At 71.9% G+C, this 16,570-nt stretch carries 9 protein-coding genes; 4 read left to right on the forward strand and 5 right to left on the reverse strand.

Annotation, left to right across the window (positions count from 1 at the left end):
• Positions 1-226 precede the first annotated feature (226 nt).
• Both ACIBEC_RS25300 and ACIBEC_RS25305 read left to right on the forward strand, forming a co-directional pair.
• Positions 227-1,444, forward strand: a complete 1,218-nt coding sequence (locus ACIBEC_RS25300; protein WP_360506168.1) for an acetyl-CoA C-acyltransferase — start codon at positions 227-229, stop codon at positions 1,442-1,444.
• 2 nt (positions 1,445-1,446) lie between these two features.
• On the forward strand, positions 1,447-3,576 hold the full coding sequence (locus ACIBEC_RS25305) for a 3-hydroxyacyl-CoA dehydrogenase NAD-binding domain-containing protein (RefSeq protein ID WP_360506171.1): 2,130 nt from the start codon (positions 1,447-1,449) through the stop codon (positions 3,574-3,576).
• Positions 3,577-3,688: 112 nt separating this feature from the next.
• On the opposite strand, the gene ACIBEC_RS25310 is transcribed toward ACIBEC_RS25305, so the two are convergent.
• From ACIBEC_RS25310 to ACIBEC_RS25320, 3 genes are all read right to left on the reverse strand, one after another.
• Positions 3,689-5,215 (reverse strand): glycosyltransferase family 39 protein, encoded by a 1,527-nt coding sequence (locus ACIBEC_RS25310; RefSeq protein ID WP_360506174.1) that lies wholly within the window; start codon positions 5,213-5,215, stop codon positions 3,689-3,691.
• Between the two features lie 170 nt (positions 5,216-5,385).
• A complete protein-coding gene (gene dxs / locus ACIBEC_RS25315) occupies positions 5,386-7,290 on the reverse strand; it encodes a 1-deoxy-D-xylulose-5-phosphate synthase (RefSeq protein ID WP_360506177.1) in 1,905 nt (634 codons plus the stop codon).
• A gap of 313 nt (positions 7,291-7,603) precedes the next feature.
• Positions 7,604-8,782: an ROK family transcriptional regulator gene (locus ACIBEC_RS25320; RefSeq protein WP_360506180.1), complete on the reverse strand. Its 1,179-nt coding sequence runs from the start codon at positions 8,780-8,782 to the stop codon at positions 7,604-7,606.
• A gap of 543 nt (positions 8,783-9,325) precedes the next feature.
• Between ACIBEC_RS25320 and ACIBEC_RS25325 the strand changes: the two genes are divergently transcribed.
• Both ACIBEC_RS25325 and pepN read left to right on the forward strand, forming a co-directional pair.
• Positions 9,326-11,008, forward strand: coding sequence for a PQQ-binding-like beta-propeller repeat protein (locus ACIBEC_RS25325; RefSeq protein WP_360506183.1), 1,683 nt, complete (start codon positions 9,326-9,328; stop codon positions 11,006-11,008).
• 226 nt (positions 11,009-11,234) lie between these two features.
• Positions 11,235-13,814, forward strand: coding sequence for an aminopeptidase N (pepN, locus tag ACIBEC_RS25330; protein WP_360506186.1), 2,580 nt, complete (start codon positions 11,235-11,237; stop codon positions 13,812-13,814).
• Between the two features lie 239 nt (positions 13,815-14,053).
• Here pepN and ACIBEC_RS25335 read toward each other — a convergent pair whose 3' ends face one another.
• Both ACIBEC_RS25335 and malQ read right to left on the reverse strand, forming a co-directional pair.
• On the reverse strand, positions 14,054-14,281 hold the full coding sequence (locus ACIBEC_RS25335; protein WP_360506189.1) for a hypothetical protein: 228 nt from the start codon (positions 14,279-14,281) through the stop codon (positions 14,054-14,056).
• A gap of 87 nt (positions 14,282-14,368) precedes the next feature.
• A complete protein-coding gene (malQ, locus tag ACIBEC_RS25340; RefSeq protein ID WP_396288939.1) occupies positions 14,369-16,456 on the reverse strand; it encodes a 4-alpha-glucanotransferase in 2,088 nt (695 codons plus the stop codon).
• Positions 16,457-16,570 lie beyond the last annotated feature (114 nt).

Below are 16,570 nucleotides of genomic sequence, written 5' to 3' on the forward strand. Positions count from 1 at the left end.
CGTACGGGCGGCATCCCCTTCGTCGTCCCCGCTCGCGCGCCCGCTCGTTGTACCCGGGGCAGCGTTCCTGGTCGGACGTGTCGCGGGACACACCGTCAGAACCGTCCGAGGGGCCTGGGCAGGTTGGTTACCGACGGGTAGCATGACCGTGAAGCGGCGCCGCTCGGGTCTTTCGCCGGCGGCAGCCTGCCCACCTCAAATGTTGGTCCCTGGGAGGAGAGCCCCCGTGCCTCGTACCGCGAGGGACGTCGTCTTCGTCGATGGCGTCCGCACCCCGTTCGGCAAGGCCGGCCCGAAGGGCATCTACCACGAGACGCGCGCCGACGATCTCGTCGTCAAGTGCATCCGGGAGCTCGTGCGCCGTAACCCGAACCTGCCCGTCGAGCGCATCGACGAGGTCGCCGTGGCGGCCACCACGCAGATCGGCGACCAGGGTCTGACCATCGGGCGCACCGCCGCCCTGCTGGCCGGCCTGCCGAAGTCCGTCCCGGGCTACTCGATCGACCGCATGTGCGCCGGCGCGCTGACCGCGGTGACCGCCACGGCCGGCGGCATCGCCTTCGGCGCCTACGACGTGGTCGTGGCCGGCGGCGTCGAGCACATGGGCCGCCACCCGATGGGCGAGGGCGTCGACCCGAACCCGCGCTTCGTCTCCGAGAAGCTGGTCGACGAGTCCGCCCTGTTCATGGGCATGACCGCGGAGAACCTGCACGACCGCTTCCCGCACATCACCAAGGAGCGCTGCGACGCCTACGCCGTGCGCTCCCAGGAGAAGGCCGCCAAGGCGTACGCCAACGGCGACATCCAGCCGGACCTGGTGCCGATCTCGATCCGCAACACCAACCCCGAGGTCGGCGAGACCGGCTGGGGCCTGGCCACCGTGGACGAGCCGATGCGCCCGGGCACCACGATGGAGTCGCTGGCGAACCTCAAGACCCCGTTCCGCCCGCACGGCAACATCACCGCGGGCAACTCGGCCGGTCTGAACGACGGCGCCACCGCCTCGCTGCTGGCCGCCGAGGACGTCGCCGAGGAGCTCGGCCTCCCGGTCAAGATGCGCATGGTCTCCTACGCCTTCGCCGGCGTCGAGCCCGAGGTCATGGGCATCGGCCCGGTCCCGGCCACCGAGAAGGCCCTGGCCAAGGCCGGTCTGACCATCGACGACATCCAGGCCTTCGAGGTCAACGAGGCCTTCGCCGTCCAGGTGCTGTCCTTCCTCGACCACTACGGCATCGCGGACGACGACGAGCGGGTCAACCCGTTCGGCGGCGCGATCGCCTTCGGCCACCCCCTGGCCTCCTCCGGCGTGCGCCTGATGAACCAGCTGGCCCGCCGCTTCGAGCAGCGCCCGGACGTCCGCTACGGCCTCACCACGATGTGCATCGGGTTCGGCATGGGCGGCACCATCATCTGGGAGAACCCCCACTTCGAGGGTGGTAAGTGAGCATGAGCAACACCACTGAGCTGCTCCAGCACGGCGCCGAGCTGTTCCCGGGCGAGGTCGTCACGACCGCCCACGTGCGCCACCTGGACCTGCCGCTGCAGGCCGGCAAGCTGGCCCTGATCACCCTGGACAACGGCTTCGACCACACCAAGCCGACCACCTTCGGCCCGGGCTCGCTGCTCAAGCTGTCCGCCGCGCTGGACCAGGTCGAGGCCGAGGCCGCCGAGGGCAAGATCGTCGGCGCCGCGATCACCGGCAAGCCGTTCATCTTCGCGGTCGGCGCCGACCTCAAGGGCGTCGAGCTGCTCAAGGAGCACGCGGACGCGCTGGCCATCGGCAAGGGCGGCCACGAGGTCTTCAAGCGGATCGCCGCGCTGCCCGTCCCCACCTTCGCCTTCTACAACGGCGCGGCGATGGGCGGCGGCGTCGAGGTCGGCCTGCACGCCACCTACCGCACGGTCAGCGCGGGCGTCCCGGCGTTCTCGCTGCCGGAGGTCTTCCTGGGCCTCGTCCCGGGCTGGGGCGGCTGCAGCATCCTGCCGAACCTGATCGGCCCCTCGAAGGCGATCAAGGTCATCATCGAGAACTCGATGAACCAGAACAAGCAGCTCAAGGGCAAGGACGTGTTCGAGCTGGGGATCGCCGACGCGATCTTCGAGCCGGCCGACTTCCTGGAGCAGTCGCTGCTGTGGGCCGCCAAGGTCCTCAAGGGCGAGGTCGTCGTCGCCCGCGAGGAGATCGACCGCGGCAAGGCCTGGGACGACGCCGTCGCCTGGGGCCGTCTGGTCGCCGACGCCAAGGTGCACGGCGCCGCGCCGGCCGCCTACAAGGCGCTGGACATCATCGCCCAGGTCAAGGACGCCGACCTGCAGGCGGGCTTCGACGCCGAGGACGCGGCCCTGGCCGACCTCATCATGAGCGGCGAGCTGCGCAGCGGCATCTACGCCTTCAACCTGGTGCAGCGCCGGGCCAAGCGCCCGGTCGGCGCGCCGGACAAGTCGCTGGCCCGCCCGGTCTCCAAGGTGGGCGTCGTCGGCGCCGGCCTGATGGCCTCGCAGCTGGCGCTGCTGTTCGCCCGCCGTCTGGAGGTGCCGGTGGTCCTCACCGACATCGACCAGGAGCGCGTCGACAAGGGCGTCGGCTACGTCCACGCCGAGATCGACAAGCTGCTCTCCAAGGGCCGCATCGGCCAGGACAAGGCCAACCGCCTCAAGGGCCTGGTCTCCGGCTCGCTCGACAAGGCCGCCGCCTTCGGCGACGCGGACTTCGTCATCGAGGCCGTGTTCGAGGAGATGGGCGTCAAGCAGACCGTCTTCGCGGACCTGGAGAACGTGGTCTCGCCGACCTGTGTGCTGGCGACCAACACCTCCTCGCTGTCGGTCACCGAGATGGCCTCGAAGCTGAAGCACCCCGAGCGGGTCGTCGGCTTCCACTTCTTCAACCCGGTCGCGATCCTGCCGCTGCTGGAGATCGTCCGCGGCGACAACACCGACGACGCGTCGCTGGCCACCGCCTTCGCCGTGTCGAAGAAGCTGAAGAAGACCTCGGTGCTGTGCAAGGACGCCCCGGCGTTCGTGGTGAACCGGATCCTCACCCGCTTCATGGGCGAGATCCAGAGCATCATCGACGAGGGCACCCCGATCGCCGACGTCGAGAAGGCCGTCGAGCCGCTCGGCCTGCCGATGTCCCCGATCGTGCTGCTGGAGCTGGTCGGCCCGGCCATCGCCCTGCACGTCTCGGAGACCCTGCGCGGGGCCTTCCCGGAGCGGTTCACCGTCTCCGAGAACCTCGCCAAGGTCGTCAAGGCCGGCAAGCGCGGCTTCTACACCTGGACGGACGGCCAGCAGGTCCTCGACCCCGAGGTGCTGGAGCTGCTGACCTTCGGCGACTCGGTGCTCACCGAGGAGCAGGTCCGCGCCCGCGCCCTGGAGGCCGTGGCCCAGGAGATCGGCCTGATGCTGGAGGAAGGTGTCGTCGCCGAGGCGCAGGACATCGACCTCTGCATGATCACCGGCGCCGGCTGGCCCTTCCACCTGGGCGGGATCACCCCGTACCTGGACCGTGAGGGCATCTCGGAGCGCGTGAACGGCAAGCCGTTCCTGGCCCCCGGCGTGGCCTCGGTGCCCGCGTAAGGCCCGGCGGTACGACGGAGCCCCGGTGACCTGGTGGTCACCGGGGCTCCGTCGTCGTGTGCGGCTCCGTCGTCGTGTGCGGGCTCAGCCGTTGTGTGCAGGGGCTGCGGGCTCAGTGCTTGAGGCGGTAGACCACGGTGTCGGCGAAGACGCCGACCATCTCGTAGTGGGTGTCCAGCAGGTTCTCGATCCGCGGGACCATGACCGGCTGGTACGGGGCGATGCCGGAGTCGTCGACCACGACCTCGGGCAGGCCGTTGGCAAGCTCCTTGTCGAAGGTCTGCCAGGCGTTGGAGACGCTGAACTGCTCGCCGACGTTGGCGCTGCCGTCCTTGCCGCCGCTGTAGTTGGTGAGGAAGCCGGCGGTCAGGTAGCGGCTGGCGGGCTTGCGGTCGGCCAGCCAGTACAGCTCGGGGTGCATGCCCCAGACCAGCACGGTGTCCTTGGGGGTGGTCTGGGCGGCGACGGCGGTGGCGACCTCGGTGGTGCGGTTGAGCCGCTCCCCGGGCCAGGCCAGCGCGAGGCCCCAGAACACCGTGGCGGCGACCGTGGTGTACAGCAGGACGGGCTTCCAGCGGATCGCCGAGGTGGCGACCGCCCCGGTGCCCAGCAGCACCAGCGGCGGGATCAGCTGCAGGTAGTAGTGGCCGAAGAAGTGGAAGCCCACGCTGACCGCGACGACCGAGGAGACCAGCCAGACCCACAGGTCGGTGGTCGAGCCGTGCTCCTCGCCGGCCACCGGCAGCGGGCGGTGGCGGTACTTGAGCCAGAGCCGGCGCCCGACCGGGAGCAGGAAGCCCAGGCCGGCCACGGCCAGGATGGCCGAGTTGCCGAGCGCGCGGCCGGCCATCTGCAGCCAGGCGCCTCCGAAGGAGGCGTAGTCGCCGCTGCCGGTGACCACCCAGAAGAGGAAGCCCTTGGGCTTGGTGAGGATCACCGCGACCAGCGCTATCGGCAGGATGAAACCGAACCCGATCTTGAACAGCGCGGGCGGCCAGCGCACCCCGCGCCGGCGGGTGTCCTGGAAGAGCATCCAGAGCACCGGCAGCAGCACCGCGCCGCCGGTCTGCTTGGTCAGCGAGCAGAGCGCCACCGCGATGCCCGCGGCCAGCCAGCGGCGCCGCTCGGCGTACCGGAAGGCGGCCACCATGGCGGGCAGCATGAAGACCTCGAAGGTCGCCGCCTGGGTGTCCTCCGGGGAGAGCCCGATGGAGACCAGCAGGTAGAGCAGGCCCGCGCCGGCGCCGGCCCGGTTGCCCCAGCGGCCGCGGGCGATCGAGGCCAGCAGGATCGCGGTGACCAGGTGGGCCACCACGGCCAGGGTGCGCTGCGGCCAGAGCGAGGCGGAGCCGAAGACCGCGAAGCAGGCCTGGTAGAGCCAGGGCAGCAGCGGGGGCTTGCGGTCCACCACGGTGTCGTACAGCACTCCGCCGTCCGCCAGCATCCGGGCCTGGGTGGCCAGGAAGCCCTCGTCCGGGCTCCAGACGGGCCGGGCGAAGGAGGGGATGTGGGTGACCAGCGCGACCAGCGTGAGAACCGGCACCAGCCTGGTCCAGTACCCGGTTCGGACGTGGGTACGGACGCGCTCGGGCAGGCGCTCGGCCAGTCCGGCGGGGCGGAGGCGGGTGGGGGTCGGCACGGTTGACAACCTACCGGGCGGGATCGGCGCGGGCGGCGCCGGTCCCGCCTTTCAGTACGATTGTCAGCTTGTTCCGTGACGAACTGTTACAGAGTTAGGACGAACAGTCGTCGCCGGAACGGCCCATCACCTGTCGGAATCACGCGGTCGTTCCTTGTGACGACCTCCGGTCAGGCGTCGACCGGCGCCGCGTCCAGGCTGGCGACCAGGGCGGTCACCTTGCGGGCGATATCCGGGGCGTTCAGGCCGATCTCGGCCAGGATCTCGTTCCGGCTCGCGTGGTCCAGGAACTCCTGCGGAATGCCGAAGTCGCGCACCGGCAGATCCACGTCCGCGTCCCGCAGCGCCTGCGACACGGCGGCGCCGACGCCGCCGACCCGGCCGTTGTCCTCGATCGTGACGACCACCCGGTGCTCGGCGGCCAGGCCCGGCAGGGCCCGGTCCACGGGCTTGACCCAGCGCGGGTCCACCACGGTGGCGGTGACGCCCTGGGCTGCCAGCAGGTCGGCGACCTCCAGGCTGGTGGGGGCCATCGCGCCGACCGAGACGATCAGCACGTCGGCGCGGTGGGTGCCCGAAGGCTCCTCGGCGGCGCGCAGCACGTCCATGCCGCCGATCCGGCCGACCGCGGCGACGGGCGCACCGACCGTGCCCTTGGAGTAGCGGACGACCGTCGGGGCGTCCTTGACCTCGACGGCCTCGCGCAGCTGGGCGCGCAGCTGGTCGGCGTCGCGCGGGGCGGCCATCCGCAGGGTCGGGATGACCTGCAGGATCGACATGTCCCACATGCCGTTGTGCGAGGCGCCGTCGGTGCCGGTGACCCCGGCCCGGTCCAGCACGAAGGTGACGCCCAGCTTGTGCAGGGCGACGTCCATCAGGACCTGGTCGAAGGCCCGGTTCAGGAAGGTCGCGTAGACCGCGAAGACCGGGTGCAGCCCGTTGGTGGCCAGGCCGGCCGCGCTGGTCACGGCGTGCTGCTCGGCGATGCCGACGTCGAAGGTCCGGTCCGGGAAGGCCTCCGCGAACGGGGCCAGGCCCACCGGGTGCAGCATGGCGGCGGTGATGCCGACGATGTCCTCGCGCTCGTGGCCGAGCGCGACCATCTCCTCGCCGAAGACCGAGGTCCAGTCCTTGCCCGAGTTCTTGACCGGCAGGCCGGTGTCCGGGTGGATCACGCCGACGGCGTGGAAGCGGTCCTCGTCGTTGTTCTCGGCGGCGTGGTAGCCGCGGCCCTTCTCGGTGAGGCAGTGCACGATGACCGGGCCGCCGAAGCCGCGCGCCTTGGTCAGCGCGGACTCCAGGGCGGTCAGGTCGTGGCCGTCGATCGGGCCGATGTACTTGAGGCCGAGGTCTTCGAACATGCCCTGCGGGGCGATGAAGTCCTTGAGGCCCTTCTTGGCGCCGTGCAGCGTCTCGAAGAGCTGCTGGCCGACCACCGGGGTGCGCTGCAGGGCGTCCTTGCCCCAGGAGAGGAAGCGCTCGTAGCCCTGGGTGGTGCGCAGCGTGGCGAGGTGGTTGGCGAGGCCGCCGATGGTCGGCGAGTACGAGCGCTCGTTGTCGTTGACGACGATGACGACCGGCAGGTCCTTGGCGTCGGCGATGTTGTTGAGCGCCTCCCAGGCCATGCCGCCGGTGAGCGCGCCGTCACCGATGACGGCGACGACCGGGTCCGCCTTGCCCTGGATCTTGTTGGCCTTGGCCAGGCCGTCGGCGTACGAGAGGACCGTGGAGGCGTGCGAGTTCTCGATCACGTCGTGCTCGGACTCGGCGCGCGAGGGGTAGCCGGACAGGCCGCCGCTCATCTTCAGCCGGGAGAAGTCCTGGCGGCCGGTGAGCAGCTTGTGGACGTAGCTCTGGTGGCCGGTGTCGAAGAGGATGCGGTCGCGCGGCGAGTCGAAGACCCGGTGCAGCGCGATGGTGAGCTCCACCACGCCGAGGTTGGGCCCGAGGTGTCCGCCCGTCTTGGAGACCTCGGTCACCAGGAAGGTCCGGATCTCCTGGGCCAGTGCGGCCAGCTGTCCGGGCGTGAGCCGGTCGAGATCGCGCGGTCCCCGAATGCGGGTCAGCAGGGCCACCCGTTCCTCCTCGTTCAGTGTTCGCGGACCGCGGGCGGTCCGACGGGCGTCGCTGCCCGGTCCGGCGGCAGGCCGGCGGTCGCGGCCGGTACCGACCGGTCGAGTCTAATGTCCGCTTGCCGGACACCGAGCGGCGCGCCCGGTGCCACCGTTCGGTTATCGCCATTCCGGGAGGTCGGCCGGGGGGTGCGGGTCACGCCGCATTGACGGACGGGCGTTCGATCGCCTTTATGTCGGTCGCCTTCGGGTCGGTTTCGGGGCGGTCGCCTTGGGGTCCGCCTTCAGGTCGGTTTCGGGGCGGTGACCGGCAGCGCTAGGCGCGGCCCAGGGCTCCGGACTCGCCCATCTCGCTCATCACCAGCGCCAGCGCGCCGAGCACCTCGGCCCGGCCGCCGAGGGTGCCGGGGACTACCGACAGCTGCCGGGCGGCGCTGGGGATGGCGTAGCGGGCCACCGAGTCCCGGATCGGGGCGAGCACCAGCTCACCGGCCTCGGCGAGGTCGCCGCCGAGGATCACCCGGCGCGGGTTGAGCAGGTTGCACAGGGTCGCGACGCCCGTGCCGATCTGCCGGCCGGCGTCGGCGATCACCCGGCGGCAGCCGAGGTCGCCCTGGTGAGCCAGCTCGACCACCCGGGGCAGCGAGAGGTCCGGGCCGAGGGTGGAGGCGAGCAGGGAGAGCAGGTAGCGGGAGCCGACGAAGGTCTCCAGGCAGCCCCGGTTGCCGCAGCGGCAGACCGGCCCGGCCTCGTCCAGGGTGATGTGCCCGATCTCACCCGCCGTACCGCCCGGGCCGCGGTAGATCTGGCCGTTCACCACCAGGCCGGCGCCGACACCGCTGGCGATCTTGATGTAGGCGAGGTCGCTCAGCCCGCGGCCGGCCCCCCAGACCAGCTCGCCGAGCGCACCGAGGTTGGCGTCGTTGTCCACGTGCACCGGCATGCCGAGCCGCTCGCCCAGCTCCCGGCCGGGGGCGATGCCCGTCCAGCCGGGCAGGATCGCGGTGGAGCCGAGCGCGCCGGTCTCCACGTCGATCGGGCCGGGCACGCCGAGGCCGACACCGATCACCTTGTCCGGACGGAACCCGGCCTGCGCCAGCAGCCGCTCGACCATCGCCTCGGCCCGGTCGAAGCCCTGCTGGGCGGAGACGTCCACGTCGATCGGGGCGCTCTCCTCGGCCAGCACCCGGTGCGCCAGGTTGCCGACCGCGACCCGCAGGTGGGTGTGGCCGAAGTCGATGCCGACCACGATGCCGGCGTCGCCGCTGAGCGAGACACTGCGGGCCCGGCGGCCGCCGGAGGAGGTGTCGGCGACCACGACGGTGCCGCTCGCCTTCAGTTCCCGCACGATGTTGGACACGGTGGCCGCGGAGAGGCCGGTGCTGCGGGCGATCTCGGCCTGGGTCAGCGAGCCGGCCATCCGCACCGCGCGCAGCACCCGCTCCAGGTTCGCCCGGTGCAGGGATGACTGCGAGCCCGGTGTGTCCGTCGACATGATCCACCCTCCCAGGGCGGGGAACCCTCCGCCGGGTGTCCCCTTCAACTCCTGAAGGGTACGGCCCAGGGGCGGGGGTGGGGGTGTCGACGGGGACGGTCGTGTGCGGGAAGTGACAGCCCGGGGAGCCGGGTGGGGGCGCGGGGTGGGGCCGGGCGTTCGGCCGGGTGGTGCCGGGGAGTGGGGGCCGGGCCGTGGGGGGAGGGGCACGGGGTCACGCCGCGGTGTCGGGGGTGGGGGCCGGGTGATCGGGGGGTGAAGGTGTTGCACGGCCGGGACCTGCGAGGACGGGGTTCGGCGGTCCTGGCGGCGGCCGAAAACCACACACCACTAGCATGGTGCCCAATTCTCACCCGTCCCACCGGAACCGGGAACGGTACCGGCACGGGGACGCTTCCAGACATGACGGGGAATCAGATGGCAGGGGATCACCCTACGCCGGGGGCAGGCGAAACGCCCGGCAACGGTCCGCAGGACAACCGGGGCGTCTCGTTCGGACGCCCGCCAGGCGGTGGCGTCGATCCTGCCGCCGTCGCGGACCAGATGACTCAGCTCGACGGCTCGGCCATCCCGGGCCCGGCCGCGCCCGCCGGGCCGCCGCCCGCACAGCCGCCGGCACCGCCCGCGCAGCCGCCCGTCGGTGGCGCCGACTACGCGGCGTACGCGCCGACCGCGGCCGGCGGCTTCCCCGCGCAGGCCCCGCCGCCGGCCGGTGCGCCGGTCGGTCCGTACGACCCGCCGGTCGGTCCGTACGACCCGGTGGCCGGTGCCCCGTACGGCCAGGACGGCGGGCAGGGCTACACCACCGGCGGCTACGCCTTCCCGCAGCAGCAGCCCGGGTACACCTACCCCGGCGCTCCCGCCGCTCCCACCGCGCCCAAGCAGCGCAACCCCGTGATGCTGTGGGGCGGGATCATCGGCGGTGTGCTGGCGATCGCGATCGTGGCCGCCCTGGTCGTCCTGCTCAAGGACGACCCCACCCCCACGCCGGGCCCGAACCCGGGCCCCGTCGCCGACGGCGGCACCACCGACGGCGGCTCCGGTGGCACCAGCCCCGGTCCCGTCGTCAAGGGCGCCACCTTCAACGTCGCCTGGAGCGCCCCCAAGGGCGCCAACACGGACAGCTCGAACCAGATGCTCGGCGTCTGGGGCACCGACAAGCTCGCCATCCGCGTCGACAGCAGCGGCGTCAAGGCCTACAACCTGACGGACGGCAAGGAGGCCTGGACCATCCCCGTCCCGGCCGGCAGCAAGGAGATCTGCACCGCCTCGTACGGGGCCAACTCCAAGGGCATCGCCGCCATCGCCTTCAACACCGGTGACAGCGACTGCTCCACCATCGGCGCCGTCGACCTCAACCAGGGCAAGCTGCTCTGGAGCGTCAAGGCCTCGGCCGACCGGATGTCCTCGCCGACCCTGAGCGTCACCGACAACGTCGTCGCCATCGGCGGCAGCACGGTCGGCGCCCTGAACATCGCCAACGGCCTGGCGGCCTGGCAGTTCCAGCCGCGTGACAAGGACTGCAGCCTGCACGGCCGGGCAGCCGGCGCCCAGATCGCGGTCAGCGACCGCTGCTACGGCGGCAGCGGCCCGAAGTCCCAGCTCGTCATCGTGAACGCCGAGACGGGCAAGGCGGCCAGCACGCCGATCACCCTGACCGGCAGCATCGAAGAGGTCGACCAGGTCGTCCAGGACAAGCCGCTCGTCCTGCTGATGTCCAGCGGCCCGCAGGGCGACTACATCCTGCCGTTCGACAAGGACAACAAGCCGGGCAACCAGATGTCCGTGAAGGAGCCCGGCTCGGACAGCCTGCGCCTGTCCGGCCAGGGCGAGGCCCTCACCCGGAACGTGGTCAGCGGTTCCACGCTGTACGTCCAGGTCAGCGGCACCAAGCCGGGCATCAACGCCTACGACCTGAACACCGGCAAGCGCCTGTGGGCGGCCGCCGCCGCCTCGGCCAGCAACGACATGCGCCTGGTCTCCGGCACCGACAAGGACGGCAAGGTCCGCGCCGTCGTCGAGCAGGGCTACGACAAGCCGGCCCGCCTGGTGACGCTCTCCCCGACCGACGGCTCGATGACCGACATCGGCACCATCGCGATGCCGAACGGCCTGGACATCGGCACCAGCACCTCCGAGTACCTCATCTCGGACGACGGCAGCGCGGTGTACGCCTTCCGTCGCTACAGCGCCACCGACGGTCCGCTGACCAAGTGGAAGAAGTGACGCCGGGGGCATGACCCCTCGTCGCGGCCCACGCGGGCGCGACTGACGCGGACGTGGCCGACGCGGGCGCGGCCGATGACGTAGTGACCGATGAGGCCGCGACCGCACACGGGCGGGGCGGGCACGGGCGAACAGCCCGAGCCCGTCCCGCCCGTGAATTTTCGGCGGTCCGATGCGTTGGACATGCGAGGATTCGGACCATCAGCCTGACAAAGGAGTGCAGCGAGTGCCCGGCACAAACCTGACCCGCGACGAGGCCCGCACCCGGGCCGATCTGCTCCGCGTGGACGCGTACGACATCGAGCTCGACCTGGGCTCGGCCCGCGACGGTGGCACCTTCCGGTCCACCACCGTGGTCCGGTTCACCGCCACCACGCCCGGCGCGGACACCTTCATCGACCTCGTCGCCCCGAGCGTCGAGGAGATCACCCTCAACGGCGTCTCGCTCGAGCCGGCGAGCTTCGCCGACAGCCGCATCCCGCTGCCGAACCTGGCCGCCGAGAACGAGCTGCGGATCGTCGCCGACTGCGCGTACACCAACACCGGTGAGGGCCTGCACCGGTTCGTCGACCCGGTCGACGGCGAGACCTACCTGTACACCCAGTTCGAGGTGCCGGACGCCCGCCGGGTCTTCGCCACCTTCGAACAGCCCGACCTGAAGGCCACGTTCGCGTTCACCGTGACCGCTCCCAAGGGCTGGGTCGTGGTCTCCAACTCGCCGACCCCGACCCCGGTCGGCGACGGCGACACCCAGGTCTGGACGTTCGAGCCCACCGGCCGGATCTCCAGCTACATCACCGCACTGGTCGCCGGCCCGTACGTCGGCGTCTTCGACAGCTACGAGAACGGTGAGCAGAAGGTGCCGCTGGGCATCTACTGCCGGCCCTCGCTGCGCGAGTTCCTGGACCCGGAGGCCATCTTCGAGGTCACCAAGCAGGGCTTCGACTACTTCCAGAAGAAGTTCGACTTCCCGTACCCGTTCGCGAAGTACGACCAGCTGTTCGTCCCGGAGTTCAACGCCGGCGCGATGGAGAACGCGGGCGCCGTCACCCTGCGCGACCAGTACGTGTTCCGCTCCAAGGTCACCGACGCCGCGTACGAGTCCCGCGCCGCGACGATCCTGCACGAGCTCGCCCACATGTGGTTCGGCGACCTCGTCACCATGGAGTGGTGGAACGACCTCTGGCTGAACGAGTCCTTCGCCACCTTCGCCGAGGCCGTCTGCCAGGCCGAGGCCCCCGGCTCCAAGTGGCCGAACTCCTGGACCACCTTCGCCAACCAGATGAAGACCTGGGCCTACCGGCAGGACCAGCTGCCGTCCACCCACCCGATCATGGCCGACATCAACGACCTGGAGGACGTCCAGGTCAACTTCGACGGCATCACCTACGCCAAGGGCGCCTCGGTGCTCAAGCAGCTGGTGGCCTACGTCGGCCAGGACGCCTTCTTCCAGGGCGTGCAGGCCTACTTCAAGCGCCACGCCTGGGGCAACACCCGGCTCAGCGACCTGCTCGGTGCCCTCGAGGAGGCCAGCGGCCGCGACCTCAAGGCCTGGTCCAAGTCCTGGCTGGAGACCGCCGGCATCAACGTGCTGCGCCCCGCCATCACGCTGAACACCGACGGCGAGATCGAGTCCTTCGCCGTGCTGCAGGAAGCCCCCGCGCTGCCCGCCGGCGCCAAGGGCGAGGCCGTGCTGCGGCCGCACCGCATCGCGGTCGGCCTGTACGAGCTGAACGGCGACGCGCTGGTGCGCACCGACCGGATCGAGCTGGACGTCGACGGCCCGCGCACCGAGGTGCCCGAGCTGGTCGGGCGTCACCGCCCGGCCGTCGTCCTGCTGAACGACGACGACCTCTCGTACGCCAAGATCCGGCTCGACGAGGACTCGCTGGCCGTCGTCACCGAGCACCTCGGCGGCTTCACCGACTCGCTCCCCCGCGCGCTGTGCTGGGCCTCCGCCTGGGACATGACCCGCGACGGCGAACTCGCCGCCCGCGACTACCTGTCGCTCGCGCTGTCCGGCATCGGCCGCGAGTCCGACATCGGCGTCGTGCAGTCCGTGCACCGCCAGGTCAAGCTCGCCCTCGACGGGTACACCGACCCGGACTGGCGCGAGGAAGGCCTCTCCCGCTGGGCCGCCGCCGCCGAGGAACACCTGCGCGCCGCCGAGCCCGGCAGCGACCACCAGCTGGCCTGGGCCCGCGCCCTCGCCTCGGTCGCCCGCACGGACGGTCAGCTCGAGCTGCTCGCCGGGCTGCTGGACGGCTCCGTCGAGATCAAGGGCCTCGCGGTCGACACCGAGCTGCGCTGGACGCTGCTCACCCGCCTCGCGGCCACCGGCCGCGCGGACGAGGCCCTCATCGCCGCCGAGCTGGAGCGCGACAACACCGCGGCCGGCCAGGAGCACGCGGCCACCTGCCGCGCCGCCCGGCCGACCGCCGAGGCCAAGGCGCAGGCCTGGGCGTCGGTGGTGGAGTCCGACACGCTGACCAACTACGTGCAGGAGGCCGTCATCGCCGGCTTCCAGCAGTCCGACCAGCGCGAGCTGCTCGCGCCGTACGCGGAGAAGTACTTCGCGGCGGTGAAGGGCATCTGGGAGACCCGCAGCCACGAGATCTCGCAGCAGATCATCGTCGGGCTGTACCCGGCGCTGCAGGTCACGACCGCGACGCTGGAGACCACGGACGCCTGGCTGGCCTCGGCCGAGCCGGCGCCGGCGCTGCGACGCCAGGTCGTCGAGTCGCGGGCCGGGGTCGAGCGCGCGCTCAAGGCCCAGGCGGCCGACCGTGCGGCGGGCTCGCGCTGACGAAGCGCCGGGTAGGTCGCCGGTAGGCCGCCGGGTAAGCCGCCGGTAGGCCGCCAGCAAGCCGCTGAGACCGCTGAGACCGCGAAGGGGCGTCGGACGGGATCGTCCGGCGCCCCTTCGGGGGTTGTGCGGGTCGTGCAGGTCCTATGGACGCCGTGCGGGTCCTGACGGACGCCGTGCGGGTCCTGAGGGACGCCCGTCGTGCGAGGCGTCCGGGTGGGTCTTCGTGCGCGGGGTGGTTACTTCTTCTTGCCCTTGCCGTACGGCATACCGGCCAGAGCAGCGATCACCGCGAAGGCGACGAGCGGGAGAAACACGTACAGGCCGAGGGTCTGGCCGACGCTCAGGCCGGAACCGGGGTCATCGCCGTCGTCCCTGGTCAAGGCCATGGCGGGCGACGACAGCAGCATCATCAGCGTGACCGTTGCGGAGACCGCGCCGGCTCGCAAAGCGTTCCTCTTGTCCACGTTTCCAACTTACCCGCCGCTTATGGGAGGGCGCGCGTCGGGGTCGGCCTGGTGGCGTGGGGGCCGACCGGCGTCGGGCTCCGGCGGTCAACGGGACGGGTCGTGGGGCCTGGGCGGGGCGAGGAGGTGGGCTAGGAGGCGGGCCGTGGGGGTGGTGGCGAGGCGGTCGAGGGTGACCGGGTCGCCCGCGTCGTCCGCGACCGGGAGGCGCCAGTTCGGGTACTGGTCCCAGGTGCCCGGCAGGTTCTGCGGGCGCGGGTCCCCGACCAGGTCCGGCAGCCAGACGCCGACCAGCTCCGCCGGAGTCGCCCGCAGGAAGCGGTACAGCACGGGCATCGACAGCGGCTCGCCCGGGGTGATCAGCCCCAGCTCGGCCAGCTCCGCCCGCCAGTCCGCCAGCTCCCCGGCCGCCTCCTCCTGTTCCTCCCCCAGCGGGCGGGCCAGCAGGCCCAGCCGGTGACGCAGCTCGACGTGCTCACCGGAGAGCCGGGCCGCGGTACTCGGCAGGTCATGGGTGGTGAGAGTGGCCAGACAGCCCGGCCGCCAGCGCTCCGGGGCCAGGATGCCGCCGCAGGCCTGCCAGTCCCGCTCGAACCAGAGGACCGAGGTGCCGAGCACACCGCGCGCCGCCAGCTCCTCCCGTACACCCGGCTCGACCGTCCCCAGGTCCTCGCCGATCACCGCCGTCCCGGCCCGGTGCGCCTCCAGGGCCAGCACCCCGAGCATCGCCTCCGCGTCGTAGCGGACGTAGGCGCCCTCGGTGGGCGGGTGCCCTGCCGGTACCCACCAGAGGCGGAAGAGGCCCATGACGTGGTCGATGCGCAGGGCACCCGCGTGCCGTGTCGTCGCCCGCAGCAGCTCCGCGTACGGGGCGTAGCCGGCCTCGGCGAGCGCGTCCGGGCGCCAGGGCGGCAGGCCCCAGTCCTGGCCGTGCGCGTTGAAGGCGTCCGGCGGGGCGCCCACCGAGATGCCCCCGGCGAGGACGTCCTGCAGCGCCCAGGCGTCCGCGCCGTCCGGGTGGACGCCGACCGCGAGGTCGTGGATCAGGCCGACCGGCATCCCGGCCTCGCGAGCGGCGCGCTGGGCGTCGGCGAGCTGCTGGTCGACCTGCCAGGCGAGCCATCGGTGGAACTCCACCCGCTCCAGGAGTTCCTTCTCCGCCTGCTCGATCTGTGGGCCGTCCGGGTGACGCAGGCCCTTCGGCCAGTGGTGCCAGTCCGCGCCGTGCACCTCGGCCAGGGCAATCCACAGCGCGTGCCGACGCAGCCACTCGCCCTCGCGTCGCCGGAACGCCTCGTACGCGGCCTGCCGGCCGGGCCCGCGCGGCACCTCGTGCAGCAGCTCCAGGGCCTCGCGCTTGAGCGCCCAGACGGCGTCGCGGTCGATCAGGCCATCGTGCCCGAGGACCTCCTCGCGCAGGCGGACGGCCCGGCGGGTCAGCTCCTCGGCCCTTTGTCGTTGCTCCGCAGTCAGGTACGCGTACTCGGGGACTGCCTCGATCCGCAGATGCACCGGGTCGGCGAAGCGGCGGGAGGACGGGCGGTAGGGGGACGGATCGGACGGGGCGCCGGGCAGTCCCTGATGCAGCGGGTTGATCTGCACGAAGCCCGCACCGAGGTCGGCACCCGCCCACTGCGCCAGCTCGGCGAGGTCGCCGAGGTCACCCATGCCCCAGGAACGGTCGGACAGGACGGAGTACAGCTGGGCGAGGAACCCCCAGCTGCGGCCCGGGCGTTGGGGGACCTGCTGCGGGGCGACGATCAGCCGTGCCTGGGCCTTTCCTTCACTGGTCTCCGCCTTGAGCGTGTGCCGTCCGAGGGGCAGATCGGCGGGCAGCCAGTGCGAGTGCCCGCGCGGCAGCTCCCAACTCCCCCCGCCCTCCAACTCCACCCGCAGCCGGGCATCCGCCGGCACGTCCAGCGCGGTACGCCGCCCCTGCCGGACCACCACACACGGCGGCAGCAACCGGGCCTGCTGCTCCGCCCGGTGACGCTCCAGCGCCTCCCGCACCTCCCCCGGCGTCCCGGCCGCCACCCCCAACGCCGCGAGGACCGCCACCAGCGTCCGCGCCCCCACCCCCTGCCCGCCAGGGCCCGGATACCGGGCATCCACCCCGTACGCCTGCGCCAACGCCACCAGTTCGGCAGGCGGCGGCGGAGCATCCTGCGCCGGCACCTGCTCGGCTCCGTCACTGTCGTGGTAAGCGGCCACTCGCGGCTCCTGCGATGTCTCGGCAACACCCGGGTAGGACTCCCCAAGTCCTACCCGGGTGACACCTCGATCACCCAG

Source organism: Kitasatospora sp. NPDC051164, assembly GCF_044455625.1.
GTDB lineage: Bacteria > Actinomycetota > Actinomycetes > Streptomycetales > Streptomycetaceae > Kitasatospora.